Source organism: Stenotrophomonas sp. GL_111, assembly GCF_057835245.1.
On record NZ_CM174421.1, the window covers coordinates 1,382,483 to 1,408,393 of the forward strand.

Annotated in this window: 21 protein-coding genes; 9 read left to right on the forward strand and 12 right to left on the reverse strand. The window is 67.5% G+C overall.

Translation table 11 applies throughout. From position 1 onward, the window contains the following. Positions 1-44: 44 nt before the first annotated feature. Both gpmA and AC3IPM_RS06280 read left to right on the forward strand, forming a co-directional pair. Positions 45-794: a 2,3-diphosphoglycerate-dependent phosphoglycerate mutase gene (gene gpmA / locus AC3IPM_RS06275; RefSeq protein ID WP_489303104.1), complete on the forward strand. Its 750-nt coding sequence runs from the start codon at positions 45-47 to the stop codon at positions 792-794. 242 nt (positions 795-1,036) lie between these two features. Further along, positions 1,037-3,130 (forward strand): M13 family metallopeptidase, encoded by a 2,094-nt coding sequence (locus AC3IPM_RS06280; protein WP_489303105.1) that lies wholly within the window; start codon positions 1,037-1,039, stop codon positions 3,128-3,130. A gap of 81 nt (positions 3,131-3,211) precedes the next feature. Here AC3IPM_RS06280 and AC3IPM_RS06285 read toward each other — a convergent pair whose 3' ends face one another. The 5 genes from AC3IPM_RS06285 to AC3IPM_RS06305 all read right to left on the reverse strand — a co-directional run bounded on the left by AC3IPM_RS06285 (position 3,212) and on the right by AC3IPM_RS06305 (position 9,553). After that, a complete protein-coding gene (locus AC3IPM_RS06285) occupies positions 3,212-3,817 on the reverse strand; it encodes an HD-GYP domain-containing protein (protein WP_489303106.1) in 606 nt (201 codons plus the stop codon). A 51-nt stretch (positions 3,818-3,868) separates the two neighbouring features. Further along, positions 3,869-4,384, reverse strand: a complete 516-nt coding sequence (locus AC3IPM_RS06290; RefSeq protein ID WP_489303107.1) for a hypothetical protein — start codon at positions 4,382-4,384, stop codon at positions 3,869-3,871. A 79-nt stretch (positions 4,385-4,463) separates the two neighbouring features. Next, entirely contained in the window at positions 4,464-7,931 is a 3,468-nt protein-coding gene (gene mfd / locus AC3IPM_RS06295) for a transcription-repair coupling factor (RefSeq protein ID WP_489303108.1), read from the reverse strand. Between the two features lie 89 nt (positions 7,932-8,020). Then, a complete protein-coding gene (locus AC3IPM_RS06300) occupies positions 8,021-8,566 on the reverse strand; it encodes a GNAT family N-acetyltransferase (RefSeq protein ID WP_489303109.1) in 546 nt (181 codons plus the stop codon). 126 nt (positions 8,567-8,692) lie between these two features. Beyond that, on the reverse strand, positions 8,693-9,553 hold the full coding sequence (locus tag AC3IPM_RS06305; protein WP_489303110.1) for a 23S rRNA (adenine(2030)-N(6))-methyltransferase RlmJ: 861 nt from the start codon (positions 9,551-9,553) through the stop codon (positions 8,693-8,695). A 45-nt stretch (positions 9,554-9,598) separates the two neighbouring features. Between AC3IPM_RS06305 and creB the strand changes: the two genes are divergently transcribed. The 7 genes from creB to AC3IPM_RS06340 all read left to right on the forward strand — a co-directional run bounded on the left by creB (position 9,599) and on the right by AC3IPM_RS06340 (position 17,333). Next, positions 9,599-10,294, forward strand: a complete 696-nt coding sequence (creB, locus tag AC3IPM_RS06310; protein WP_489303111.1) for a two-component system response regulator CreB — start codon at positions 9,599-9,601, stop codon at positions 10,292-10,294. A gap of 3 nt (positions 10,295-10,297) precedes the next feature. Continuing rightward, on the forward strand, positions 10,298-11,758 hold the full coding sequence (creC, locus tag AC3IPM_RS06315) for a two-component system sensor histidine kinase CreC (protein WP_489303112.1): 1,461 nt from the start codon (positions 10,298-10,300) through the stop codon (positions 11,756-11,758). A gap of 98 nt (positions 11,759-11,856) precedes the next feature. Further along, entirely contained in the window at positions 11,857-13,176 is a 1,320-nt protein-coding gene (gene creD, locus AC3IPM_RS06320) for a cell envelope integrity protein CreD (RefSeq protein ID WP_489303113.1), read from the forward strand. A 10-nt stretch (positions 13,177-13,186) separates the two neighbouring features. Continuing rightward, the gene (locus AC3IPM_RS06325) at positions 13,187-13,612 is read left to right on the forward strand and encodes a hypothetical protein (RefSeq protein WP_489303114.1); all 426 of its coding nucleotides are present in this window, start codon (positions 13,187-13,189) and stop codon (positions 13,610-13,612) included. Between the two features lie 112 nt (positions 13,613-13,724). Beyond that, positions 13,725-15,311 (forward strand): M20/M25/M40 family metallo-hydrolase, encoded by a 1,587-nt coding sequence (locus tag AC3IPM_RS06330; protein WP_489303115.1) that lies wholly within the window; start codon positions 13,725-13,727, stop codon positions 15,309-15,311. Between the two features lie 116 nt (positions 15,312-15,427). Then, complete coding sequence (gene gltX / locus AC3IPM_RS06335) at positions 15,428-16,831, forward strand: glutamate--tRNA ligase (protein WP_489303116.1); 1,404 nt, start codon at positions 15,428-15,430, stop codon at positions 16,829-16,831. A gap of 16 nt (positions 16,832-16,847) precedes the next feature. Next, positions 16,848-17,333, forward strand: a complete 486-nt coding sequence (locus AC3IPM_RS06340) for a transcriptional repressor (RefSeq protein WP_489303117.1) — start codon at positions 16,848-16,850, stop codon at positions 17,331-17,333. Between the two features lie 78 nt (positions 17,334-17,411). Here AC3IPM_RS06340 and AC3IPM_RS06345 read toward each other — a convergent pair whose 3' ends face one another. The 7 genes from AC3IPM_RS06345 to AC3IPM_RS06375 all read right to left on the reverse strand — a co-directional run bounded on the left by AC3IPM_RS06345 (position 17,412) and on the right by AC3IPM_RS06375 (position 25,818). Next, positions 17,412-18,554, reverse strand: a complete 1,143-nt coding sequence (locus AC3IPM_RS06345) for an HlyD family secretion protein (RefSeq protein ID WP_489303118.1) — start codon at positions 18,552-18,554, stop codon at positions 17,412-17,414. A gap of 8 nt (positions 18,555-18,562) precedes the next feature. Beyond that, positions 18,563-20,248 (reverse strand): MFS transporter, encoded by a 1,686-nt coding sequence (locus tag AC3IPM_RS06350; protein ID WP_489303119.1) that lies wholly within the window; start codon positions 20,246-20,248, stop codon positions 18,563-18,565. Between the two features lie 11 nt (positions 20,249-20,259). Continuing rightward, the gene (locus AC3IPM_RS06355; protein WP_489303120.1) at positions 20,260-20,826 is read right to left on the reverse strand and encodes a TetR/AcrR family transcriptional regulator; all 567 of its coding nucleotides are present in this window, start codon (positions 20,824-20,826) and stop codon (positions 20,260-20,262) included. 99 nt (positions 20,827-20,925) lie between these two features. Further along, a complete protein-coding gene (locus AC3IPM_RS06360) occupies positions 20,926-22,152 on the reverse strand; it encodes an MFS transporter (RefSeq protein WP_489303121.1) in 1,227 nt (408 codons plus the stop codon). Then, complete coding sequence (locus tag AC3IPM_RS06365; RefSeq protein WP_489303122.1) at positions 22,149-22,583, reverse strand: MarR family winged helix-turn-helix transcriptional regulator; 435 nt, start codon at positions 22,581-22,583, stop codon at positions 22,149-22,151. The genes AC3IPM_RS06360 and AC3IPM_RS06365 overlap by 4 nt, the downstream gene beginning before the upstream one ends. Before the next feature lie 86 nt (positions 22,584-22,669). Next, positions 22,670-24,637 carry a MacB family efflux pump subunit gene (locus AC3IPM_RS06370; protein ID WP_489303123.1) on the reverse strand — a complete coding sequence of 656 codons (1,968 nt, stop codon included), beginning with the start codon at positions 24,635-24,637 and terminating at the stop codon, positions 22,670-22,672. Beyond that, a complete protein-coding gene (locus AC3IPM_RS06375) occupies positions 24,634-25,818 on the reverse strand; it encodes an efflux RND transporter periplasmic adaptor subunit (RefSeq protein ID WP_489303124.1) in 1,185 nt (394 codons plus the stop codon). The genes AC3IPM_RS06370 and AC3IPM_RS06375 overlap by 4 nt, the downstream gene beginning before the upstream one ends. Positions 25,819-25,911: the final 93 nt, after the last annotated feature.

Below are 25,911 nucleotides of genomic sequence, written 5' to 3' on the forward strand. Positions count from 1 at the left end.
CGCTACAATGGGCGCCTGCCTTGCCACCTGTCGGAGATACTGCAGTGACCCGGAAACTCGTACTGTTGCGCCACGGCCAGAGCCAGTGGAACCTGGACAACCGCTTCACCGGCTGGGTGGACGTGGAACTGACCGAACAGGGTCGCCGCGAGGCCGCCGCCGCCGGCCGGCTGATGCGCGAGGAAGGGCTGCAGTTCGATGTGGCGCACACCTCGGTGCTCAAGCGCGCCATCCACACGCTGCAGGGCGCGCTGGCCGAGCTGGACCAGGACTGGCTGCCGGTCAGCAAGAGCTGGCGCTTGAACGAGCGCCATTACGGCGGCCTGCAGGGCCTGGACAAGGCCGAGACTGCAGCTAAGCACGGCGAAGACCAGGTCAAGATCTGGCGCCGTTCCTACGACATCCCGCCGCCGGCGATGTCGCTCGACGATCCGGGCCACCCGATCCACGACCGTCGCTACGCCGGTCTGGACCGCAACGCGCTGCCGGGCACCGAGTCGCTGGCGACCACGCTGGAACGTGTGCTGCCGTACTGGTTCGATGCGATCGCCCCGCAGTTGAAGGACGGCAAGACGGTGCTGGTCACCGCGCATGGCAATTCGCTGCGCGCGCTGTACAAGTACCTCAACCACGTCTCGCAGGACGCCATCCTGGAGCTCAACATTCCGACCGGCATTCCATTGCTGTTCGAACTGAACGACGATCTGAGCGTGAAGTCGTTCCGCTACCTGGGCGACCCGGAAGCGGCACGCAAGGCCGCTGAAGCCGTGGCGAACCAGGGCAAGGCGAAGTAGGTACCGACCGTTGGTCGGTACGATCTTTCCGTGCCGATATGCAGTGTCGCGAGTGCTGGCAATGTGCGGACCAACGGTCCGCACCCACCGCGAGGTCGGACCCACCGGGAGGTCGGACCCACCGCGAGGCGTGCCGGTCCGATGCCTGTGACCTTTGGCCGGTCCGTCGCGCCCCCTCCCGCGCTACGCTGCTGGATTGCCCGGTATCCGGGCAATGCATCCATCTGTAGCCGGAGAGTCGCATGAAGTTTTCCAAGCTGGTCCCGTTGGGCCTGACCGTCGCCATCGCCGCTTCGCTGGCGTCGTGCGGCAAGACCGATACCGCACCGACCGCTGCGGCCGATGCCAAGCCGGCCTTTGATCTGTCGCAGATCAAGACCCCGTTGATCTCGCTCAACAGCGCCGATCTGGACCCGGCGATCGCCGCGTGCACGGACCTCAACGGGTTCGTCAACAGCAAGTGGCTCACCGCCAACCCGGTGCCGAACGACCAGACCACCTGGGGCAGCTTCGAAATCCTGCGTGAGCGCTCGCTGGAAGTGCAGCACACGCTGGTCGAGCAGGCCGCAGCCAGCCAGGCCAAGGCCGGCTCGGTGGAAGCCAAGATCGGTGATATCTGGAAGACCGGTTCGGACGAAGCCAAGATCGAGGCCGCCGGCATCACGCCGCTGCAGCCGCAGCTGGACAAGATCGCCGCGCTGAGCGACACCGCCGCCATCACCCAGTACCTGCGCGACAGCCAGGCACAGGGCCAGGGCGTGCTGTTCTCGCTGTTCGCCAATGCCGACTACAAGGATTCGGCCAACGTCATCGCCTACGTCGGCCAGGGCGGCCTGGGCCTGCCGGAGAAGGGCTACTACTTCGACGATGCGCAGGCCAAGATCCGCGACGCCTACGTGGCCTACATCGCCCAGGTGCTGACCCTGTCCGGCGTGGATGCCGCGCAGGCCAAGACCCAGGCCAAGGCGGTGATGGACTTCGAAACCCGCCTGGCCAAGGCGTCGCTGTCGCGCATTGAAATGCGCGACCCGGCCAAGCGCTACAACCCGGTCAGTGCCGCCGAAGCGGACAAGCTGACCCCGAACTTCAGCTGGACCACCCTGTTTGACACGCTCAAGGTGCCGGCCGCAACGAAGTTCTCGCTGGCCCAGCCGGCGTTCTTCACCGAAGTGGACAAGATGCTCGCCGACGTACCGGCCAGCACCTGGCAGGCCTACCTGCGCTTCCACACCCTCGATGACGCTTCGCCGTACCTGAGCAGCGCCTTCGAAAAGGCCAACTTCGACTTCTACGGCACCACCCTGCGCGGCCAGAAGGAAATGCAGCCGCGTTGGAAGCGCGTGCTGGAGTCGGTCAACACGTCCATCGGCGAAGGCCTGGGCCAGCTGTACGTGGAAGCAGTGTTCCCGGCCGAGTCCAAGGTGGCCATGCAGCACCTGGTGGAAAACCTGTCGGTGGCGCTGAAGGCGCGCCTGGAAAAGCTGGAGTGGATGGGCGAAGACACCCGCAAGAAGGCGTTGGAGAAGTGGGCCAGCTTCACCCCGAAGATCGGCTACCCGGACAAGTGGCGCGACTGGTCGGGCTTTGAAACCAACGCCGACAGCTACCTGGGCAACATGCAGGCCGCGCGCGCGTTCAACTACCGCTACATGTTGAACAAGATCGGCAAGCCGGTGGACAAGACCGAGTGGGGCATGACCCCGCAGACCGTCAACGCCTACTACAACGCGACCAAGAACGAGATCGTGTTCCCGGCGGCGATCCTGCAGGCGCCGTTCTTCGACGCCAAGGCCGATCCGGCACTGAACTACGGCGGCATCGGCGCGGTGATCGGCCACGAAATGATGCACGGCTACGACGACTCGGGCAGCCAGTTCGCGGCCAACGGCAACTTCGACAACTGGTGGACCGACAGCGACCGCAAGGCCTTCACCGAGCGTACCGACCAGCTGGTCGCGCAGTTCGATGGCTATGAATCGCTGCCGGGCATCAAGGTGAAGGGCAAGCTCACCCTGGGCGAGAACATCGGTGACCTGGGCGGCCTGACCGTGGCCTATGACGCGCTGCAGATGGCGTTGAAGGAGAACCCCAAGGCCAATGTAGCCGTGGACGGCCACACCCAGGACCAGCGCTTCTTCATGAACTGGGCCACCGTGTGGCGCCGCAACTTCACCGACGGCGAGCTGCGCGTGCGCCTGAACACCGACCCGCACGCCCCGGCGAACTTCCGTGCCAACGGCGCGCCGTCGAACATGCCGGCCTACGCCAGCGCGTTCGAGTGCAAGGCCGGTGATGCGATGGTGCGCGGCGACGACAAGCGCGTCGTACTGTGGTGATCGCAGGCCGTTGAGCGAAATGAAAAACCCGGCGAAAGCCGGGTTTTTTCTGGAACACCGCTTGGAAAAAACCTTCCAGGTTCAGACCCGTGCGGGCTCACGCTTGAGCAGCTGCTGGAACGCGCCCAGCACGTCCGGATCGAGCAGGCCGCCAGCGGCATCGTCGAGAATGCGCATCGCGCGGCTGCGTTCCATCGCATCGCGGTAGGGGCGGTCGCTGGTCATCGCATCCCAGGCATCGGCGATGGTCAGAATGCGGGCACCCAACGGGATCTCGCTGCCACGCAACCCGTCGGGATAGCCACTGCCATCGTAGGCCTCGTGGTGCGAACGGATCAGCTGGGCCACCGCGTCGGCATCGGCGCGACCGGTGGCCGCGAAGATGCGCTCGCCGCGCTCGGGATGGGTGCGCATGATCGCCGCCTGCACCTCATCCAGCCGGGCCGGATGCAGTAGCACATGATCGGGGATGCCGATCTTGCCGATATCGTGGAATCGTGCGGCCAGGCCGAGCTGGTGGCGCTGCGCCGCATCGAGATCGCAATGGCGCCCGAGCTGCTCGCACAGCTCGCCAACGCGGTCGCAGTGGAAGCGGGTGTAGGGGTCGCGCATCTGCAGCGACATCGACAGCGCATCGATGGAGCAGGTCAGCGGATGGGTCGGGTCAAACGGGGTAGGGTCGGTCACGGGCGATTCTGCTGGCGAGCCTGGCCGCACGTGCGACCAGGCTCGGATGGATCAATGCCTCTGCAACTGGATGCCGTGCTGCTTGGCATACGCACCCTGGGCGGCGTCCAGCGCCTCCATCTCGGTGTCCATGCGCGTGCCCAGCTGCTGCAGCTGTTCGGCCAGCGGCGTGATCTGCGCCTGGCTGTAGCCCTCCGGCAGCGCGGCGATCTGCACCAGGATGCCGAACATCTCATCGGAGCTCTGCACGTAGGTGCGCAGCTTCTGGTGCACGTCCTTGGCATCCTCGGACGGCGGCATCTGGTCGATCAGCGTCAGGTGCTGCTGCATCTCGGCGCGTGCGCGCTCCAGGCCCGGCTTGAAGCTGGCGATGCCCTTGCCCGAGGCCAGCGCCTTCTGCAGTTCCAGGCCCTGGTTGCCGATGGTCCACTGCTGCACGGTCGTGGCGGTGCCGTTCCAGAACGCCACGTTTTCGGTCAGGTACTCGCTGGCGCTCATGCCGTTGCCGCCGCAGGCGGTCAACACGGCCAGGCTGGCAGCCAGCAGAAGGGGGCGGAATGATTTCAAAGCAACTCTCCTTGTCGCGGGCAAAAAGCAGGCAGACCCTCCGGCCCGCAGTAGCGGAGGGTCATCGGGGGAATCAGGATCAGCGTGGCGAGAGGGTCAGCAACAGCGCCTTGGCGGCGCTGAAGCGGTCTTCCGGCAACGGCAGCGGGTGTTTGATGCGCAGCTTGTCCGGGCCGTCCATGGTGTACAGCTTGGGCTGCTTCTGGATCAGCTGGATGACCGCCATCGGGTCGATGTCCGGCTTGGCCTCGAACACGATGCGCCCGCCGTTCTCGCCCAGGTCCAGCTTGCGGATGCCGAGCCGGTTGGCCTGCAGTTTCAGTTCGGCAATCGCGAACAGGTGCTTGGCCGGGTCCGGCAGCAGGCCGAAACGGTCGATCATCTCCACCTGCAGCTCGCGCAGTTCATCGCTGTCGCGCGCGCTGCTGATGCGCTTGTACAGGGTCAGGCGGGTGTGCACATCGGGCAGGTAGTCGTCGGGAATCAGCGCCGGCATGTGCAGTTCCACGTCCGCGCCGCGCGCTTCTTCGCCAGCGTCCAGGTCGGGCAGCTTGCCCAGCCGGATGCTGCGCACCGCGCGCTCAAGCAGCTCGGTGTAGAGGCTGAAGCCGACCTCGGCCATCTGCCCGCTCTGGTCCTCGCCGAGCAGTTCGCCGGCACCGCGGATTTCCAGGTCGTGGGTGGCCAGGGTGAAACCGGCGCCGAGTTCGTCCATCGAGGCAATCGCCTCCAGCCGCTTCTCCGCATCCGGGGTCATCGCGCGCTTGTCCGGCACCACCAGGTAGGCGTAGGCACGGTGGTGCGAGCGCCCGACGCGGCCACGCAGCTGGTGCAGCTGGGCCAGGCCGAAGCGGTCGGCGCGGTTGATGATGATGGTGTTGGCGTTGGGGATGTCGATGCCCGATTCGATGATCGTGGTCGACAGCAGCACGTTGTAGCGCTGTTTCTGGAAATCCAGCATCACCCGTTCCAGCTCGCGCTCGGGCATCTGCCCGTGGGCGATGCCGATGCGCGCTTCCGGCACCAGTTCGGCCAGGTCGCGCTGCATGCGGCCGATGCTTTCCACATCGTTGTGCAGGAAATACAGCTGGCCACCGCGCGCGAGTTCGCGCTGGAAGGCTTCGCGCAGCAGCGCGTTGTCCCAGGCGGTGATGAAGGTCTGCACCGCCAGCCGGTTCGGCGGCGGGGTGGCGATGATGGACAGGTCGCGCAGGCCGGCCATGGCCATGTTGAGCGTGCGCGGGATCGGGGTGGCGGTCAGGGTCAGCAGGTGCACGTTGGCGCGCATCGCCTTCAGCGCTTCCTTCTGGCGCACGCCGAAACGCTGCTCCTCATCGACCACGACCAGGCCCAGGTCCTTGAACTTCACGTCCGGCTGCAGCAGCCGGTGGGTACCGATGATCACATCGATGGTGCCGGCGGCCACTTTCTCCAGCTCGGCCTTGATTTCCTTGGTGCTCTTGAAGCGCGACAGCACTTCGACCCGGAGCGGCCAATCGGCGAAACGGTCGCGGAAGTTGCGATAGTGCTGTTCGGCCAGCAACGTGGTCGGCACCAGTACCGCCACCTGCTTGCCGGCGCTGGCCGCGGCGAACGCGGCGCGCACGGCGACTTCGGTCTTGCCGAAGCCGACATCGCCGCAGACCACGCGGTCCATCGGCTGGCTGCTGGCCAGGTCGCGCAGGGTGGCATCGATCGCGGCGAGCTGGTCGGGGGTTTCCTCGAACGGGAAACCGGCCGCGAACGGCTCGTACATGCTGCGGTCCACGTGCAGCGCCAGGCCGGCACGCGCACGGCGGCGGGCCTGGATTTCCAGCAGTTCGGCGGCCACGTCGCGAACCTTCTCGGCCGCCTTGCGCTTGGCCTTGGTCCACTGCTCGCCCCCGAGCGAATGCAGCGGCGCGGTTTCCGGCGATGCGCCGGAGTAACGGCTGATCAGCTGCAGCTGGGCGACCGGCACATACAGGCGGTCGCCCTTGGCGTATTCGATTTCCAGGAACTCGCCGGGCATGCCGCCGGCATCGAGCACGATCAGGCCACGGTAGCGGCCGACACCGTGGTCTTCATGCACGATCGGCGCGCCTTCGGTCAGCTCGCCGAGATCGCGGATGATCGCTTCCGGCTCACGTCCGACCCGGCGGCTGCGGCGGGTGGTACCGGCGCGTTCGGGGAACAGCTGGCGTTCGGTGAGCACCGCCAGCGATGGCGCATCCAGGGCGAAGCCGTTCTCCAGCGGCGCCACGGTGATCGCAAAGCGGGTGGCGGTGTCGGCCAGGAAGGCGGGCAGGTCGGTGACCACCGGCGGCTTCAATTCGGCCGCCAGCAGTACTTCCAGCAGCGCCTCGCGGCGCCCCGGTGAATCGGCGGCGATCAGTACCCGGCCCGGGTAGTGGCCCAGGAAGGACTTCAGCGCTTCGCCGGCCGGCGCATCGCGCGCGGCCACCGGCAACGGCGGCAGCGGTTGTTCGCCCAGCGCCTGCGCCTCGGCGATGCGCGGATGGTCGGCCGCCCACACCTCGATGCGCGGCAGCGCGTTGAGCTTGGCGCTCAACGCCTCCGGGCTCAGGTACAGCTCCTGCGGGGCCAGCAACGGCCGCTCGACGTCGTGGCGGCGCTGCTCGTAGCGGTTCTGGGTCTGCGCCCAGAACGCAGCGGCGGCTTCGCCTACGCCCGGGGCCATCACCGGCAGCATGTTCGGCTGCAGGTAGTCGAACAGGGTGGCGGTCTGGTCGAAGAACAGCGGCAGGTAATATTCCACGCCGGCCGGGGCCAGCCCGGACTTGAGATCCTGGTACAGCGCGCTGCGCCGGGTATCCACGTCGAAACGCTCGCGCAGCGTGGCCAGCACGCGCGACACGCTCAGGTCGTCCAGCGGCACTTCGCGGCCGGGCAACATCCGCACCGCATCCACCTTGTCCAGTGAGCGCTGGCTCTCCGGGTCGAAGGCGCGGATCGAATCGATGTCCTCGTCCAGCAGCTCCACCCGCAGCGGCGACTGCGCGCCCATCGGGAACACATCGAGCAGGCCACCGCGCACGGCGAAGTCACCCGGGTCCATCACCTGCGGCACATTGCGGTAGGCGGCGCCTTCGAGGCGACGTTTCTCCGCATCCAGGTCCAGGCGCTGACCCACCTTCAGGTCGAAGCTGCCGCCGATGATGTACTTGAGCGGGGCCAGCTGCTGCAGCAGCGTCTGCACCGGCACCACCACGATCCCGCGCTTGAGCGTGGGCAGGCGGTGCAGCGCGGCCAGGCGCTGGGAAATGATGTCCGGGTGTGGGCTGAAGGCGTCGTAGGGCAGGGTTTCCCAATCGGGGAAAGCCACCACCGGCAGGTCCGAGGCGCTGCCCAGCAGGGTGCGCAGGTCCGCTTCGATCTGGTTGGCACCGTGGTTGTCACGGGCGATGACCAGCAGCGGCCCGTCGTGGACCTCAGCCGCACGCGCGACGTACCAGGCCAGCGCCGTGGCCGATGCAGGAGCGCGCCACCAGGCGCGGAGCTGGCCGGAACGCGGCAGCGGAGGAGCGGGATAGGAGGTGCGAGACATGAACCGTCGATTTTAGCAGACCCGGCACGCCGCGCCGGGCAGGTCAGCAGGCGACGGGTGACGCCGGCCGGTTTATGGCCGGCGTGACATCAGCTGTCCAGCTCCAGCACCATGCGCACCAGGCCGGGGGTGCCGTTGGGATGCGGCACCGGCTTGAAGCCGAGCGAGGCGGCCAGCTGCTTCATGGGTTCGTTCTCTTCGGCCACATCGCCGTACAGGCGATCCAGGTACTTGCCGCGCGCCCATTTGACCAGCTTGCGCATCAGCTGCCGGCCCAGGCCCTGGCCGACCAGGAAACGGCTGACCAGGATGGCGTACTCGGCTTCGCGGGTGCCCTGGATGATCGAGGCACGGGCCACCGCGCCGACCACGGCTTCACCGGCCGGCAGCGACTCGGCCGCCACCAGGGTGATTTCGCTCTTCGGGTTGGGGTGGGTCAGGCGCTGGGTGGTTTCCGGCGACAGTTCCGTCACCGACTGCAGGAAGCGGTCGCGGATCTCCTCCGGCCCGAACAGGCTGAAGGCGGCGTGCAGCGGTGCCCCGTCTTCGGGGCGGATCGGGCGGATCAGCAGCTCATGGCCACTGGGCGCCTTGAAAATCTCGTGCCAGGGCGGCATGCGGTTACGGGTAGCCATACCGGTCATTCCTAGGTGGTCTTCGGATTCTCGCATCCCCGGGGGGACGTTCCGTGAACGGAACACTCACGTCAAACCGGGCTGCGGGTGGGTGGGCCGGCGCGGGCCGGCCCTGCCTTCACAGGCTTATTCGGCCTGCTTGAGCCACTGCAGGCGGGTGCTGGCACCGGCCTCGCCGAGGAACTGCTTGAGCGCCGGCATCGCCGGGGCCAGGGTCAGGTCGAACTGCCACGGCGGGTTGAGCAGCAGCATGCCGCTGCCGTTGAGGCGCAGCGGGGAGTCATCCGGGCGCACCAGCAGCTCGGCGGTCAACACCGACTTCACCGCCGGCAGGGCACAGGCCTTGCGCAGGAAGTGCAGTACGGTACGGCGCTGTTTGATCGGGAACCAGATGGCAAAGGTCGCCTGTGGCCAGCGGCTCAGGATTTCGCTCACCGAGGCCAGAATGGCCTGGTACTCGGCGTCCTGCCCTTCATACGGGGGGTCGATCAGGACCAGGCCGCGGCCGATCTTCACGCCGTTGGCCTTGGGCGGGATCAGTGCCTTGTTCTGTGCATAGCCATCGGCGTGAAAGACCGCCACGCGGCTGTCATGCGCGAACAGCGCCTTGAGCGATGCCGCTTCGGCGTCCTGCACCTCGCACACGGCCATGCGGTCCTGCTCGCGCAGGGTCTGGGCGGTCAGCAGCGGTGAGCCGGGGTAGCTGACCATGGCGCCGACCGGGTTGTCGGCCTGCACCGCCTTCAGGTAGCGCTCCACCACCGGCGGCAGCTTGGGCTGCGCCATCAGGCGCATCACCCCGTCCTCGGCCTCCAGCGTCTTGCGGCTTTCCTCGCTGGCCAGCAGGTAGCGGCCAGCGCCGCCGTGGGTGTCCAGCACGAAGAACGGGCTGTCCTTGCGCTTGAAGGTGTCGAGCAGGGCAAGCTGCACGATGTGCTTGAGCACATCGGCATGGTTGCCGGCATGGAAGGCGTGGCGGTAATTCATCGGCGCAGTGTACGGCGCGGCGGGCCCAGCGGCTATGCTGCGCGCATGAGCCAGCCCCTGCACAACGTCCTGGTGGTCGAAGATGAGACCGCCATCGCCGACACCGTCCTGTATGCGCTGCGCAGCGAAGGCTATGGCGCGCGCCATTGCCTGCTGGGGGGCGAGGCGCTGGCCACCCTGCACCAGCAGGCCTACGACGTGGTGGTGCTGGATGTGGGGCTGCCGGACATGAGCGGGTTCGAGGTGTGCCGCACGCTGCGCACCTTCAGCCAGGTGCCGGTGATCTTCCTGACCGCCCGCAACGACGAATTCGACCGGGTGCTGGGCCTGGAACTGGGCGCCGACGACTACATGGCCAAACCCTTCTCGCCGCGCGAGCTGGTGGCGCGGGTACGGGCGCGCCTGCGCCGCGCGGTGGCGCCGGTGGCTGACACCACGACCGGCTGGCAGCAGCACGGCCGTTTCGCGATCGACCGCGACGGCAGCCGCATCCGCTATGCCGAACAGCCGCTGGACCTGACCCGCTACGAATACGCGCTGATGGCCGCACTGCTGCAGCGCCCCGGCGCCATCCTCAGCCGCGCCCAGTTGATGGACCGTGGCTGGGACAGCGACGCCGACAGTGCCGACCGCACCGTGGATACCCACGTGAAGACGCTGCGCGCCAAGCTGCGCGCCGCCGGTGCCGAGCCCGACCCGATCCGCACCCATCGCGGCCTGGGCTACGCGCTGGAGGTCTAAGCCATGCGTCTGGGCCTGAAACTGTTCCTGGGCTTCTTCCTGATCGTGGGCATCGCGGCGTTCTTCGTGATGCGCATCTTCGTCAACGAAGTGAAGCCCGGGGTGCGCCAGGCGATGGAGTCCACGCTGGTGGATGCGGCCAACGTGCTGGCGGAAATGGCCGCGGCCGACCTCAAGGCCGGGCAGATCCGCAATGGCCGCTTTGTGGCCGACCTGGCCCGCGCGCAGCGCCGCGACCCCAAGGCGATGGTCTGGCGCTTCCCCAAGCGCAGCCTGGACTACCGGGTGACGATCACCGATGCCAAGGGCATCGTGGTGTACGACTCGACCGGGGAAGGCATCGGCCGCGACAACTCGCGCTGGAATGATGTCTACCGCACCCTGCGCGGCGAATACGGCGCGCGCTCCAGCCCGGAAGTTCCCGGCGATGACACCCAGACCGTGATGCATGTGGCCGCGCCGATCCACGACCCGGCCGATGCCAGCCGCCTGATCGGCGTGCTCAGCCTGGCCCAGCCCAATCGCAGCATCGATCCGTTCATTGCCGCCAGCCAGCGCGCGATCATGCAGCGCGGTGCATGGTTGATCGGGCTGTCGGCGCTGATCGGGTTGCTGATGACCGCCTGGTTGATGCATGGTGTGAGCCGGCTCAACCGCTATGCCAAGGCCGTCAGCGCCGGTGAGCCGGTACCGCCGCCGAAGCCGCGCCGCGATGAGATCGGCGATCTGGGCCAGGCGCTGGAAACGATGCGGCGCAAGCTCGAAGGCAAGGCGTACGTCGAGCAGTACGTACAGTCGCTGACCCACGAGATGAAAAGCCCGCTGGCGGCAATCCGTGGTGCGGCCGAGCTGCTGCAGGAGCCGCTGCCGGACGCCGACCGCGTGCATTTCGCCGGCAGCATCCAGGGCCAGGCGCAACGCCTCACCGAGACCATCGACAAGCTGCTGGCGCTGGCCGAAGTGGAGCAGCATGGCTGGCTGCAGAAGCGCGAACGGATCGACCTGGCGCCGCTGCTGCAGGCTGCCGCGACGGCGGTGGCGATGCGTGCGCAGGCCATGGCGGTGGCGATCGATATCGAAGCGCCCGAGGGCCTGGTCATCCAGGGCGATGCCTACCTGCTGCGCCAGGCGGTGAACAACCTGCTGGAAAACGCACTGGCATTCTCCAGCAGTGGCAGCCGCATCCAGCTCAGCGCCGCACGCGAGGGCGAAGGCGTGGCCCTGCGCGTGGCCGATCGCGGCAGCGGCGTGCCCGACTATGCATTGGAGCGGGTGTTTGAACGTTTCTACTCGCTGGCACGCCCGGCCACCGGCCTGCGCAGCTCCGGGTTGGGGCTGTCGTTCGTGCAGGAAGTGGCACGACTGCACGGCGGCAAGGTGCAGTTGCGCAATCGCGAAGGCGGTGGTGCCGTGGCCGCGCTGTGGTTGCCGTGGCGCGATCCCGCCGCGCAGATCCGGCGCTGAGCCCCGCCGCGCGGCGACTTCACACAGACTTCAAACTCAGCACAAACCCCGCACACGGCAGGCGGTGAAGCTGGCCCCCTCCCAAACGAGGACGGGCGATGAAATCCCTGCACATGCTGTTGCGCTTCGCCATTGTCGGCGGACTGATCCTGTTGCTGCTGATCCCACTGATGATGATCAAGGGCGTGATCAAGGAACGCGAGGCCTACCGCGACGAGGCCTACCTGCGCGTGTCGCAGAGCCGGGCCGGGGCGCAGACCCTGACCGGCCCGGTACGGGTGGTGCCGTGGACCGAGACCCGCGAAGTGGAGGTGGTCGATGCGGCCGGTACCAAGAAGAAAGAGATCCAGACCGAGCCGGGCTACTGGCTGCAGATGCCGGGCAAGTTGTTGGTGGATGGCCAGATGCAGCCCGATGAACGCCGGGTCGGCCTGTTCCGGGTGCCGGTATACAGCTGGAAGGCCAAGGTCAGTGCCGAGTTCAGCGACGATGACTATCCGATCAAGGCCGGCCGCGTGTATGGCACGCCGTACCTGGCGGTGGGCATCGCCGACGTGCGCGGGCTGGTCGGCTCGCCGAAACTGCAGGTGGATGGCGCCGCGTTGACGCTGCAGCCGGGCATCGGCGATGTCTCGGGCATGGGCAAGGGCCTGCACGTGCCGCTGCGCGGGTTCGACAGCACCGCCGGTGGCATGCTCAAGGGCAGCACCATCGAGCTGGACCTCGTGCTTGATGGCACGCGGTCGCTGGCGGTGGTGCCGGTGGGTGACGACAGCCGCATCGCGATCCGTTCGCCGTGGCCGCACCCGCTGTTCGGTGGCAGCTTCCTGCCCAACGAACGCAAGGTGGGCGAGCAGGGCTTCGATGCGCAATGGGCGGTGTCTTCGCTGGCCTCCGAGGCACAGCGCCAGCTGCGCAGCGGCAGCGAGGCCACCCCGGAAACGGTCAGCGTGGAGCTGGTCAATCCGGTCGACATCTATACCCAGGCCGATCGCGCCAGCAAGTACGGCATTCTCTTCATCGTGCTGACCTTCGTTGGCTTCATCCTGTTTGAACTGATCAAACGCCTGCGCATCCATCCGCTGCAGTACCTGATGGTCGGGCTGGCGCTGGCGATCTTCTTCCTGCTGCTGCTGAGCCTGTCCGAGCACATTCCGTTCTGGACCGCGTATGTCGCCTCGGCGGTGGCCTGCATCGGGGTGCAGGCGGTGTACCTGTCCGGCGTGTTGAAGAGCTGGGCACGCGGGCTGGGCTTTGCCGGCATGCTCACCGTGTTGTACGGCGCGCTGTATGGCCTGCTGGTTTCGGAGAACAACGCCTTGCTGATGGGCTCGCTGCTGCTGTTCGGTGTGCTGGCCGCGGCGATGTGGATCACCCGCCGGGTGGACTGGTACGAACTCGGCGCCAGCCTCAAGTAAGGACACCACGATGAACCTGCATCGACGGTTGCAAGAACGTGCCCGCCGGGCCTTGCCGGCACGGCTGGGGCGCTGCGCGCTGCTGGCCGGCGATGCAGGCGGGCAGGGCTGGCCATCGCCGCTGATGGCGCTGCCGGGGGCCAGGATCGCCCCCGGCCTGGTCCGCTTTGCACTGGCCGCCGACATCCGCGCGGCGGTGCTGGGCGAAGGCCTGGCTTGGCTGCGCGAGGCCCGCCAGGCACGCGGGCCGCTGTGCGATGCCGGTTATCGCCCGTGGCGGCAAGGCGCCGAAGCACTGCAGGAGATCGGCATCGACGGCCTGCCGGGCGATTGGCCGCAGCACACCCCGGTATTCGGCTGCGCATCCCTTGATCGCAACCGCTGGTTGCTGTTGATTCCCGTGGTAGGCCAGCTCTGGTACGGCTGGCGCCGCTGAGCGGTCTGCCAACCATGACTGATGGCCCGCGGTCGCAGCGGGCCGCGCTCGCTAGACTCGGCGATTGATCGTGGTCGGGCGCAAGCCGGGGGTAGCTGTGTTGAAGTGGGGCATGTTGAGCGTGGCATTGGCACTGAGCGGCGTGGCCGGTGCACAGACGAAGGAAACGGTGGACCTGGACATGGTCAGCCGGATCCGCCAGGAAGCCTTCCACCGTTCGCAGGTGATGGCTACTTTCAGCCATCTCACCGAACGCATCGGCCCGCGCCTGACCAATTCGCCGGCGATGGCCGAGGCCAACCGCTGGACCCGCGGCAAGTTCAACGAATGGGGCCTGGTCAATGTGCATGACGAGGCCTTCGACGGCTTCGGCCGCGGCTGGGAATTCAGCAACGCCAATGTGGAGATGCTGAGCCCGCGGGTGACCCCGCTGTATGCGCTGCCGAAGGCCTGGACCCCGGGCACGCCGGGCACCGTTGAAGGTGAGGTGATCAAGGTCGAGATCAAGAAGCTCGCCGACCTGGAGCAGTACAAGGGCAAACTGACCGGCAAGATCCTGCTGCTCAATGATGCACGCGACTATGCGCGCGCCAGTACGTCCGATTCGCACCGCCACGATGATGCCGGCCTGGCCGAGCTGCAGGTGTTCGCGGTGCCCAAGGACGTCGCCGACGCCAGCGCCGAGCGGGCAAAGAAGGCCAAGGAACACCGCGAGAAGCAGGCACTGGCGCAGGCCACCAATGCGTTCTTCGTCGAGCAGGGCGTGCTGGCCACGATCAGCATCAGCGGCTGGGACAACGGCATCATCCGGGTCGGCGGCGGCGGTTCGCGCAAGGCCGGCGAGTCGGTGGGCGTGCCCGAGCTGGCGATGATGGCCGAGCACTACAACCAGTTGGCGCGTGCGGTTGCGCAGAAGCAGGTGGTGAAGCTGCGGGTCAACGTGGACGCGCGCTTCACCGATGCACAGGACCAGCCGGGCCACAACACGCTGGCCGAGATCCGCGGCAGCAGCAAGGCCGATGAGATCGTGATGCTGGGTGCGCACATGGACTCCTGGCACACCGGTACCGGTGCGGCCGACAACGCCGCGGGCGTGGCGGTGATGATGGAAGCCATGCGCATCCTCAAGGCGGTGGGCGCCAAGCCCAAGCGCACCATCCGCGTGGCGCTGTGGAGCGGGGAAGAGCAGGGCCTGGTGGGGTCGCAGGACTACGTGTCGCGCCATCTGGCACATTTCCCCGAGCCGACCGATCCTGAGCAGAAGCTGCTGCCGGTGTCGATGCGCGAGCCGACCGGCCCACTGCAGCGCCTGCGCGACTACGACCGGTTCTCGGCGTACTTCAACATGGACAACGGTTCGGGCCGCTTCCGTGGCATCTACGCCCAGGAGAACCTGGCCGCGGTGCCGATCTTCGAGGCCTGGCTGGCGCCGTTCCATGACGTGGGCGCCACCACGGTGGCCACCCGCAACACCGGCAGCACCGATCACATCGCCTTCGACCGGGTCGGCCTGCCGGGCTTCCAGTTCATCCAGGACCGCCTGGACTACTTCACCAACGTGCACCACAGCAACCTGGACACCTGGGACCACGCCGAGCCGGAGGACCTCAAGCAGGCCGCCGCGATCGTGGCCTCGTTCGTCTACAACGCCGCGATGCGCGAGGAGAAGCTGCCGCGCAAGCCGCTGCAGGCGCCCTGAGCGCAGCCGTCGCGGACCGTCCCGGGGCGGTCCGCGCCCGTCAGGACAAGGTTTCCCCGGTTTCGGGCCGGGACGGGTAAAATTGCCGGGATTCCGCTTCCCGCCCCGAGCCTTCCATGATCTGCCGCACCCGTTTCGCCCCCAGTCCCACCGGCTACCTGCACATCGGCGGCGCGCGCACCGCGCTGTACTGCTGGCTGGAGGCCCGTCACCGTGGCGGCGAATTCGTGCTGCGCATCGAGGACACCGACCGCGAGCGCAGCACCCAGGGCGCGATCGACGCCATCCTGGAGGCGATGGACTGGCTGGGCCTGGGCTACGACGAAGGTCCGATCTACCAGACCCAGCGCGTGGCCCGCTACCAGGAAGTGGCCGAGCAGCTGGTCGCCAACGGCAAGGCTTACTACGCCTACGAGACCAAGGAAGAGCTGGACGCGATGCGCGAGGCCGCCATGGCCAAGCAGGAGAAGCCGCGTTACAACGGCGCCGCCCGCGAGCTGGGGCTCCCTTACCGCGACGACCCGAACCGGGTCATCCGCTTCAAGAATCCGCTCACCGGCACGGTGGTGTTCGACGACCTGATCAAGGGCCGCATCGAGATCGCCAACAGCGAGCTGGACGACATGGTGATCTTCCGTCCGGATGGCTTCCCCACCTACAACTTCGCGGTGGTGGTGGACGATTGGGACATGCGCATCAGCGAGGTCATCCGCGGCGACGACCACATCAACAACACCCCGCGCCAGATCAACCTGTACGAGGGCATCGGGGCACCGGTGCCGAAGTTCGGCCACATGCCGATGATCCTGGACGAGCAGGGCGCCAAGCTGTCCAAGCGCACCGGCGCGGCCGACGTGATGCAGTACAAGGACGCCGGCTACCTGCCCGACGCGCTGCTGAGCTACCTGGCCCGGTTGGGCTGGTCGCACGGTGACCAGGAACTGTTCAGCCGCCAGGAGCTGATCGACCTGTTCGATGTGACCAACTGCAATTCCAAGGCCGCGCGCCTGGACATGGCCAAGCTGGGTTGGGTCAACCAGCACTTCCTGAAGACCGAAGCACCGGCCGATATCGCCCCGCACCTGGTCTACCAGCTGGACAAGCTGGGCCTGGACCTGGCCGCCGGCCCGGCCCCGGCCGACGTGGTGCTGGCGCTGCGTGACCGCGTGCAGACGCTGAAGGAAATGGCCGAGAAGGCGGTGGTCTGGTACCAGCCGCTGACCGAATACGACGAAGCCGCCGTGGCCAAACACTTCAAACCGGGCGCGGAACTGGCACTCGGCAAGGCCCGCGAGCTGCTGGCGGCGGCCGCTGAATGGACCGTCGAGAGCGTCTCGGCCGCCCTGCACGACGTAGCCACGGCGCTGGAGATCGGCATGGGCAAGGTGGCGCAGCCGCTGCGCGTGGCCATCACCGGCACCCAGGTCAGCCCTGACATTTCCCAAACGGTGTTCCTGGCTGGGCGTGAAGAGGCCTTGAAACGCATCGACGTCGCACTTACTAAAGTACCGACGGCCTGACCACAGGAGACCGCGCATGCCTGCCAAAACCGCTTGTACCGCCCCCCACCATCACGTTCACGACGCCTCGGACTTCGTGAAGGTGGTCGAACGCGTGTGCACGGAGCGTGGGCTGCGACTGACCCCGATCCGCGCCAACGTGCTGCGCCTGATCGCCGAGGCCGGCAAGCCGGTCAAGGCTTACGAGCTGCTGGAGTGGGTGCGCAACGGCAAGGGCGTCGGTGCCGACGCCCCGCCGACCGTGTACCGCGCGCTGGATTTCCTGATGGCCAACGGCTTCGTGCACAAGCTCGAATCGGTCAACGCGTTCGTGGCCTGCCATCATCCCAGCAGTGCACAGCACTCGGTGCCGTTCCTGATCTGCAACAGCTGCCACAGTGCCGTTGAGCTGGAAGACAAGGAGATCGTCAGCCAGCTGGAGAAGCGCGCCAAGGAGCTGGGCTTCCAGCCGCAGGCGCAGACCCTGGAAGTGCATGGGTTGTGCGCGCGCTGCGCCGGTTGAAATCAACCACGGTGAGTACCGGCCGCTGCTCGGTACGCTGACGAAAACGCCGCGCATTGCGCGGCGTTTCCATATGTTTCAGCGGCCCGCGTCCGCCGTCTCCACCCGCACCACCACCGACATCCCCGGGCGCAGGCGCTTGGCCAGCGCCTGATCGGGATCGATGGCGATCCGGATCGGCAGCCGCTGCACCACCTTGGTGAAGTTGCCGCTGGCATTGTCCGGGCGCAGCACGCTGAACTCCGAACCGGTGGCCGGCGCGATCTGTTCAATGTGACCGTGCAGCTTTTCGCCGTCGAAGGCATCCACCGCGAAGGTTGCCGGTTGCCCGATGCGCATCTTCCAGGTCTGGCCTTCCTTGAAATTGGCCACCACCCACAGCGTGTCTGGAACCAGGAACAGCAGCTGTGAGCCGGCGCTGACGTATTGCCCCTGGCGCACCGACGCCTCACTGATCTGGCCATCGCGTGGGGCATGGATGACGGTATTGGCCAGGTCGATGCGCGCCAGCTCCAGCTGTGCCTGCGCGGTTGCCACGCGCGCTTCCAGGCTCTTGCGCGCCACCTGGGTCGAGGTGAGGGTTTCTTCGGCGATGCGGATCTGCGCCTGCGACTGCAGCACCGCCGCCTGCGCGGCCTGGGCGCTGGTGCGGAACTTGTCGCGGTCATTGAGGGCCACCAGCTGCTGGGCGGCCAGCTGCTCGTAGCGCTTGAGCTCGCCACGCGCACGCGACAGTTCGGACTGGCCGGCCGAGAGGTTGGCCTGCGCGCCGGCAATCTGCGCGCGGTTCTGGGCCTGCGCCTGGTCGGAATTGGCCAGTGCGGCGCGTGCGCTGTCCAGGTCGGCCTGGGCCTGGGCGACCTTTTCCTTGTAGATGCGGTCGTCGATGTGCACCAGCGCATCGCCCTGGCGGACGTGCTGGAAGTCCTTGACCAGCACCTGGGTGACATAGCCGTTCACCTGCGGCGCGAGCACGGTGATCTGGCCGCGCACATAGGCGTTGTCGGTGCTGACCCGGGTGCTCTGGAACGGCCACAGCGACCACGCACGCAGGATCAGCGCGATGCCGAGCAGCGCGATCCCGATCATGATCACCACGCTGCGCCGGCTCGGTGTGAGGTACTTCGGCACCGCCGCGGCGGTCGCCGGCGCGGCATCGGTCGGTGGGGCCGGGTTGACGTTCTCAGCGGTGCTGTCGTCGCGTGGCGGAGTGCTGGGCATGTCGGGACTCATCGGGGCCCCCCGGAGGCGGGCGCGGCGGTGGAAAGGGAAGAGCTGGGTGGATGACGCTTGCGCCACTGTTTGCGCACGGCGGTGCGTACCGATAGCAGCAGCAACCAGCCCAGGAAGGCCAGCGCGACGGTGCCACTCAAGGTGAACACATCGTTGAACGCGCGCACGTTGGCTTCGCGGCGGGTGGTCAGCGCCAGTTGCGCGGTGCCCTGCGCGCTGCGTTGTACCGGGTCGGTGATCAGCCCGGCGTACAGCTGCTGCTGTTGCTTCAGGCGCTGGGCGACCACGCCGTCGGCCGGGTCGAGCTGGCTGACCAGCGCGGCGGAGTAGACCTGTTCGCGGTGCAGCTGGTAGGTGCTCAGCACGGCCGAACCGGCCAGGCCACCCAGGGTCTGGGTGATCGAGACGGTGATCAGGAAGCTGATGATGTGGTCGGCGCCCTGCTTCAAGGCCTGGGTGATGCCGAGCATGATCAACGGGCCCATGAACATGCCCGCACCCACCGAGGCCAGGAACTGGCTCAGGAAGAAATCATGCGGACGGTCCAGGCTGGTGCGGCTCTGGTCGGCGAACGCTGCGCTGCCCAGCAGCAGGATGGCCATCAGCAGCTGCGCGATGATGCGCTTCGGCCCGAACGTGAGTGCGGCCGCGGCGATGCCGGTGATCACGCCGGCCAGGATCACCGCGAACAGCGGCCGCATCTGGTCCGGGCCCATGCCGAGCTGGCGCATCAGCCCGACCACGCCGTAGGACTGCTCGGTGGTGAGGAAGCGGATCAGGAAGGCACCGACGATGAAGTGCAGCACTGCCGGGCTGGCCAGCCAGCGCGTCTGCAGCAGCGGATTGCGCCGGTAGTGTTCGACGATGAAAGCGGTGGTGGACAGCGCGATGGCGGCCACCAGCGCCCAGCCCAGCCACGGCGTGTCCAGCCACCAGCGCACGTAGCCCTGGGCCAGCACGATCACCAGCAGGGCCACGGCCGGGGCGAGCAGGGCGAAGGTGAGGAAGTCCAGCGGCTCAAAGGCCTTGATCTGCACGCCAGGCGGCAGCTTCAGCAGCACCACGGCAGCAAAGGCGCACAGCGCCAGCCCGGCTTCAAACAGATACAGGTTGTGCCACTGGCCGGTATCCACCAGCTCCGGTGACACCAGCCAGGCGATCGGCACCGCCATCTGCGAGATGCCCACGCCGATCACCAGCAGGTTGCCGGTGAATCGGCGCGGCAGCGCCTGCAGCATGTACAGCGTGCCCAACGTGCTGCACGCCGCACCAGCAAAGCCGCTGGCCGCGCGGGTCAGCAACGTGGTTTCGTAGCTGCCCACGAACAGGTGCAGGACCGCCAGCGCGGCGTACAGGCCCAGCCCGATTTCGGCGAACAGGCGGATGCCATATTGCTGGCGGAACTTGAAGGCCAGCAGGTTGGCGGTCACGTTGACCATCGCATACGCCGCCACCAGCCAGCTGCCCTGTGCGGGAGTGAGCCCCAGCTGGCCCTGCATGAAGGGCAGGTTGGCAGTGACCAAGGCATTGCCCAGGCCGCCGGTGATGCCCACCAGCAGCGCCACCAGCGCGTAGGCCAGGCGCCGGTGTGGCGGATGCCACGGCATCGAGGCCGAACCGGGCATGGTCGGCTTTTCGTGCTCTTCCCAGGCGGGAATCGGTTTGAGGTACGACGACATCATCCCTCCTGACTTCAGGCCTCCTCGTTGGCGGCCCCCCGCAGCCCGCCGCGCAGCAGTTGCAGGGCGCGCGCGGCCAACCGGGCGCGCTCGTCGCGGGTCTTGCCACGCAGCGCCGCACCGAGCATGCCCGAGATCAACGATACATCGCTGACCTGCAGGTCCGGGCGGCACAGGCCGGCGTCGATCGCGCGCTGCATCGGGGCTTTGAGCAGGTCCCAGATGGTCTGGCGTGCGGCCTTGATGGCCGGGTTGTCCGGATCCACCGCACGCCAGTAGTCCGACAGCGCCGGTGACTGCACGATGCGCGCGGCCATGCCCTCGAACACTTCGAACAGCGCATCGTCGCGCTCGCCCAGGCTCTCCACCTGGCGCCGGATCCGCGCCACCGTGCGTTGCAGGAGCGCTTCGACCAGCGCGGTGCGATCGGGGAAATTACGGTACAGCGTGGCGCGCCCGACCTGGGCGCGGTCCACGACCAGGTCCAGCGGGGCGGTGACACCGTGTTGCCCGAACACCGCGTCGGCGGCATCCAGGATGAGGGCGCGGCGCGCAGCCGCATCGGCACGTTGGGTAGGCATGTTTTATTTTCGGACGAAAGTGTCCGTAATGAAAGCGCTCAAGCGTGGAAGGGTCATTTCCACTAGAAGGCCATCAAGCAAGGTCAAGCCAACGTGAAGTCAGGCCAGGGCCGGTTGCCGCTGCGGCCGTGTTTCGCGGATCGGCAGGTTGACCAGTGCTGCCAGTGCGGCCAGCGCCATGTCGGCGTACCACATCCACTGGAAGTTGCCCGAGTGCGCCAGCGCCACACCGCCCAGCCACGCCCCGAAGAAGCCGCCGAGCTGGTGCGAGAGCAGGGTCAGCCCGAACAGCGTGCCCAGGTAGCGCGGGCCGAACAGCTTGCCGACCAGGCCGACCGTCGGCGGCACCGTGGCCAGCCAGGTGAAGCCCAGCGCGGCGGAGAACACGTAGAAGGTCAGCGGCGTCGGCGGGGCAAGCAGGTACAGCCCGATCATCACCGCACGGCTGGCGTACATCCAGAACAGCAGGTACTTCATCCGGTAGCGCTGGCCCAGTGCACCGACGATCAGGCTGCCGGCGATGTTGAACAGGCCGATCAATGCAATCGAAGTCGAGGCCACCGTGGGTGACAACCCGCACAGCGCGATTTCACCGGGCAGGTGGGTGACCAGGAAGGCGATATGCAGGCCGCAGGTGAAAAAGCCCAGGTGCAGGCACCAGTAGCTGCGGTCGCGCAAGGCCATGCGCAGTTGCGCACGCAGACCGCCGTCATCAACCGGGTTGACCCCCGGCGCGTGGTCACTGGCGCGCCGCCGCAACGGCCACGCCAGCGGCAGCGACAACACCGTCACCACGGCCATGGTGATCATGGCGCGAGCCCAGCCGGCGCTGCCGATGATCCATTGCACCAGCGGGGCGAACACGAACTGGCCGAGCGAGCCGCCGGCGTTGATCAGGCCAGCGGCGAACGAGCGTTTCTCCGCGGGCAGGCGGTGCGCGGTGGCACCGATCAGCACCGAGAAGCTACCCGCACCGGCACCGGCGGCCATCAACAGGCCGAGGGTGAAGCTGAGTCCCAGTGGGCTGGTCAACAGCGGCGCCAGCAGCAGCCCGGCGGTGAGCAGCAGGGCGCCGAACACCAGCACCGGCAAGGCGCCGCGCTGGTCGGCGACAGCACCGAACACCGGCTGCACCGCGCCCCACACGAACTGGCCGATGGCCAGCGCGAAACTGATCTCCACCACGCTGACGCCGGTGCTGCGGTGAATCGGGTCGACGTACAGACCGCTGGTCTGGCGCACGCCCATGGTGACCATCAGGATCGCCGAGGCGGCGACCAGCAACCCCCAATGCATCGACGGCGCGCGCTGAGCAGCTGCGTTCATGCGCCCGCTCCCTGCGGCAGCGCCAGGTCGAGCTGATCGAGCAGGGTATGCAACTGGGCGGTACGGGTGCTGCCGAAGGCGGTTTCGATCTCGTCCTGGGCGCGCTGCCACAGTGGCTTGGCGCGGCGCAGGCACGCCTTGCCCGCTGCGGTGATGACGATCAGGCGCTGGCGGGCGTCTTCACCGCGCTGCTCGGCCAGCCAGCCGGCCTGCAGCAGCGGCTTGAGGTTGCGGGTGAGGGTGGTGCGGTCCATGCCCAGCGCAGCAGCCAGCTCACCGAGCAGGCGCGGTGTGGGCGCGCGGCGCAGGATCGAATAGGCATTGAGGCTGAGCCCGATGCCGGCCAGGTGCGCGTCATAGATCTGCGAGAGCTGGCGCGAGGCGCGGCGCAGGCGGAAGCAGGTGCAGGGGCTGGGGGGCAACGGGTCCATGGGGGCGGCCGGGGTGGGATGTCCGCATCATAGGTGTATATGCACGTAATGTGGAGCCCGGCCGGAGCGGATGCCCGGCCGGGCAATTACTGGATCAGCGCCTGCACCGGGTCCAGCTGGGCGGCACGCCGCGCCGGCAGGAAGCCGAAGCCGATACCGATCAGGCTGGAACAGGCGAAGGCGGCGATGATCGAGGCCACCGAGAACACCAGGTGGAAGCCCACATCGGCCAGCGCCAGCACCAGGCCCAACGCCAGCGCCAGGCCGATGCCGAGCAGGCCGCCCAACAGGCAGACCAGCACCGACTCGATCAGGAACTGCTGCAGGATGTCGCCGTGCCGTGCGCCGACCGCCATGCGCACGCCGATTTCCCGGGTGCGCTCGGTCACCGAGACCAGCATGATGTTCATCACGCCGATGCCGCCGACGACCAGCGCGATGGCCGCGATCGACCCGATCATCATGGTCAGGATGCCGGTGGTCTGCTCGATGGACGCGCGGATCTGCGCGTTGTTGCTCATGTAGAAATCCTGGCTGCCGTGGCGGCGGACCAGCAGCCGGGTGATCGCCAGTTCCGCAGCGTGCATCGTGACCGCGTCGGACACCCGCACGGTGATGCTGGAGACATGGCGCTGGCCAAGCATGCGTGCCATCACCGTGGTGGACGGCAGCCACACGCTGAGCACCGAGGCATCGCCCACGGCCGTGGCCGGCTTTTTCGTCACCCCCACGATGCGTGCCGGCACATTGCCGAGCAGCAGGGTCTGGCCGATCGGGTTGTCGGTCGGGGCAAAGAAGCGCGCCCGCGTGTTCGCATCGATCACCACCACCTGCTGGTAGCGATCCACCGCGGCGCGTCCAAATAGGCGTCCCTCGGCGATCTCCAGTCCGCGCACGCGGAAGTACTGCTCGCCCACGCCGTGCACCTGCGCGCTGGCCGAACGGTTGCCACGTCGCGCGGTTGCCGAGGTGGCCACCCCGGGCGTGGCGCTGTCGACGAAACGTTGCCCGGCCAGCGCGGTGCTGTCGCCTGGGGTCAGGGTTTCCACCAGGCTCGACCGCAGGTCGCCGAAACCGGTGCCCGGGTAGACCTCGATGGTGTTGGTGCCCAAGGCGGAGATATTGGACAGGATTGCCTGGCGCGCGCCGGTGCCCAACGCCACCACGGACACCACCGAAGCAATCCCGATGATGATGCCCAGCATGGTCAGAAAGGTGCGCATGCGATGGGCGTTCATTGCCCGCAGCGCCATGCGGAATGCCTCGGTGAAGCGGTCGCGCCATGCCTGCAGGCCGCCGCCCGTGGCGGGCGGTGGGGCCTGTGTGACGGTGGCAGGCCGCACAGGGGTGCCGGTGGCAGTACGGCGATCGGCCACGATCCGGCCGTCGCGGATCTCGATGATGCGTTGGGCGTGTTCGGCCACGGCCATGTCATGGGTGACCAGCACCACGGTATGACCTTCGGCATGCAGTTCGGAGAGGATCTTCATCACCTCCTTGCCCGACTGTGTGTCCAGCGCGCCGGTTGGTTCGTCGGCCAGGATCACCGCACCACCGTTCATCAGCGCCCGCGCGATGGAAACGCGCTGTTGCTGGCCGCCGGACAGTTCGCCCGGGCGGTGGTCCATGCGTTCGCCCAGGCCGAGCCGGCTCAGCAGTTGCCGGGCGCGCAGGTGGCGCGCCTGGGCGGTCATGCCGGCGTAGATGGCGGGCACCTCGACGTTGCCGACCGCCGACAGGTCATTGAGCAGGTGGTAACGCTGGAAGATGAAACCGAAGTGCTCGCGGCGCAGTTGCGCCAGTTCGTCCGGTGCCATCTGTCCGGTCTCGCGTCCGTCCACCTGGTAGCTGCCTGCGGAGGCATGGTCCAGGCAGCCCAGGATGTTCATCAAGGTGGATTTGCCCGAACCGGACTGGCCCACGATCGCCACCAGCTCGCCGGCGTGGATGTCCAGATCCACGTTGTCGAGCACGACCAGGGTCTGCTCGCCGGCGGCAAATGCGCGGTGCAGTCCGCGTACGCGCAGCAACGGCGCAGGCAGGTCCGTACTCATGCGGGTGGGGCCTTCGCATCGGCCTCGCCCAGCACCACCTGCTCGCCCACGCGCAGGCCGCTCGTGATCTGGACCTGTATCTGGTCGTCCAGCCCGATCGTGATCCGGCGCGGCTGTGCACGCCCATCCGTGCCCACCACCTGCACGGTGTAGCTGCCATCGGCGGCGTGGCTGCCCAAGGCGGCCGACGGCATGGTGGGTACGCCGGTTGCCCGGCCCAGCACGATGCGGACCTGCGCGGTCATGTAACTGCGCAGGTGCCCGTCGGCATTGTCCACCTCGAATACGCCGTTGTAGTACATCGCAGTGCGGCTGCCAGCGCCGGACAGCGCCGGTGCCGACAGCCCGGTGGCGTCCTCGCGGGTGATCGACTCCGGTGCCGGCGCGATATCGCGCAGGGTACTGGTGTAGCGGCGGGTGGGATCGCCCAGGATGGTGAAGAACACGTCCTGGCCGCGCGTGGCGTGCACCACGTCGGCCTCGGAGATTTCGGCGTATACCGTCATGGTGGCCTGGTTGCCGAGCATCACGATGGTGGGCGCGCTCTGCACGGCGTTCACCGTCTGTCCCTGCCGGGCGACCACGGCCAATACCGTGCCTTCAACCGGTGCGGTGATGCGGGTGTACTCCAGGTTGGTCTGCGCCACATCGACATCCGTCTGGCGCTGCGCGACTTCTGCATCCAGCGCGGCGATCTGCTCGCCGGTGGCGTCCACATCGGCCTTGGCCTGCTCGTAGTCGGCCCGCGAGATGGCCTGCAGGGCGACCAGTTTCTGCTGCCGCTGCAGGGTCAGTTCGTACTGGTGCAGCCGGCTGGCCAGCGCGTTGCGGTTGGCGCGCGCGCTGCGTTGCGCGGCCTGCGCGTTCTGCAGCGCGTTGCGCTGGGTGCGTGAATCGATCTCGGCGATCAGGTCGCCAGCCTGGACCTTGTCGCCCAGCGCGACATGCAGCGACTCGATACGACCGGAGACCTGTGCGCCGACGCTGACCAGGTGCGAGGGTTTGAGCGTGCCGGTGGCTTCCACGATCTGCTCGATATCGCCGCGGATCACGGATGCGAGCAGCAGCTTCGGCGGCGGTGCCGGCTTGAGTCCGTTGTAGGCCAGCGCTGCGGTGCCGAGGATGGCGGCGGCGAGGAGGAACACGGTACGGCGTCGCCGCGGGGACGGAGCGGCACTCACGGGTGCTGCTCCCGCGCGTCATGGGGCATGGGGAGTCCTTGCAGAGGGTGGGGCAGGCGGAGCGGCATGCAGTGTCGGCACGCAACCTTGCGC

Coding starts and splice junctions, on each gene's coding strand:
- AC3IPM_RS06325 (WP_489303114.1), top strand. CDS start 13,187: ATGAACCTGCATCGACGGTTGCAAGAACGTGCCCGCCGGGCCTTGCCG.
- creD (WP_489303113.1), top strand. CDS start 11,857: ATGAAATCCCTGCACATGCTGTTGCGCTTCGCCATTGTCGGCGGACTG.
- AC3IPM_RS06305 (WP_489303110.1), bottom strand. CDS start 9,553: ATGAATTACCGCCACGCCTTCCATGCCGGCAACCATGCCGATGTGCTC.
- creC (WP_489303112.1), top strand. CDS start 10,298: ATGCGTCTGGGCCTGAAACTGTTCCTGGGCTTCTTCCTGATCGTGGGC.
- AC3IPM_RS06280 (WP_489303105.1), top strand. CDS start 1,037: ATGAAGTTTTCCAAGCTGGTCCCGTTGGGCCTGACCGTCGCCATCGCC.
- AC3IPM_RS06370 (WP_489303123.1), bottom strand. CDS start 24,637: ATGAGTACGGACCTGCCTGCGCCGTTGCTGCGCGTACGCGGACTGCAC.
- AC3IPM_RS06360 (WP_489303121.1), bottom strand. CDS start 22,152: ATGAACGCAGCTGCTCAGCGCGCGCCGTCGATGCATTGGGGGTTGCTG.
- AC3IPM_RS06355 (WP_489303120.1), bottom strand. CDS start 20,826: ATGCCTACCCAACGTGCCGATGCGGCTGCGCGCCGCGCCCTCATCCTG.
- gltX (WP_489303116.1), top strand. CDS start 15,428: ATGATCTGCCGCACCCGTTTCGCCCCCAGTCCCACCGGCTACCTGCAC.
- AC3IPM_RS06340 (WP_489303117.1), top strand. CDS start 16,848: ATGCCTGCCAAAACCGCTTGTACCGCCCCCCACCATCACGTTCACGAC.
- AC3IPM_RS06300 (WP_489303109.1), bottom strand. CDS start 8,566: ATGGCTACCCGTAACCGCATGCCGCCCTGGCACGAGATTTTCAAGGCG.
- AC3IPM_RS06350 (WP_489303119.1), bottom strand. CDS start 20,248: ATGATGTCGTCGTACCTCAAACCGATTCCCGCCTGGGAAGAGCACGAA.
- AC3IPM_RS06330 (WP_489303115.1), top strand. CDS start 13,725: ATGTTGAGCGTGGCATTGGCACTGAGCGGCGTGGCCGGTGCACAGACG.
- mfd (WP_489303108.1), bottom strand. CDS start 7,931: ATGTCTCGCACCTCCTATCCCGCTCCTCCGCTGCCGCGTTCCGGCCAG.
- creB (WP_489303111.1), top strand. CDS start 9,599: ATGAGCCAGCCCCTGCACAACGTCCTGGTGGTCGAAGATGAGACCGCC.
- AC3IPM_RS06365 (WP_489303122.1), bottom strand. CDS start 22,583: ATGGACCCGTTGCCCCCCAGCCCCTGCACCTGCTTCCGCCTGCGCCGC.
- AC3IPM_RS06345 (WP_489303118.1), bottom strand. CDS start 18,554: ATGCCCAGCACTCCGCCACGCGACGACAGCACCGCTGAGAACGTCAAC.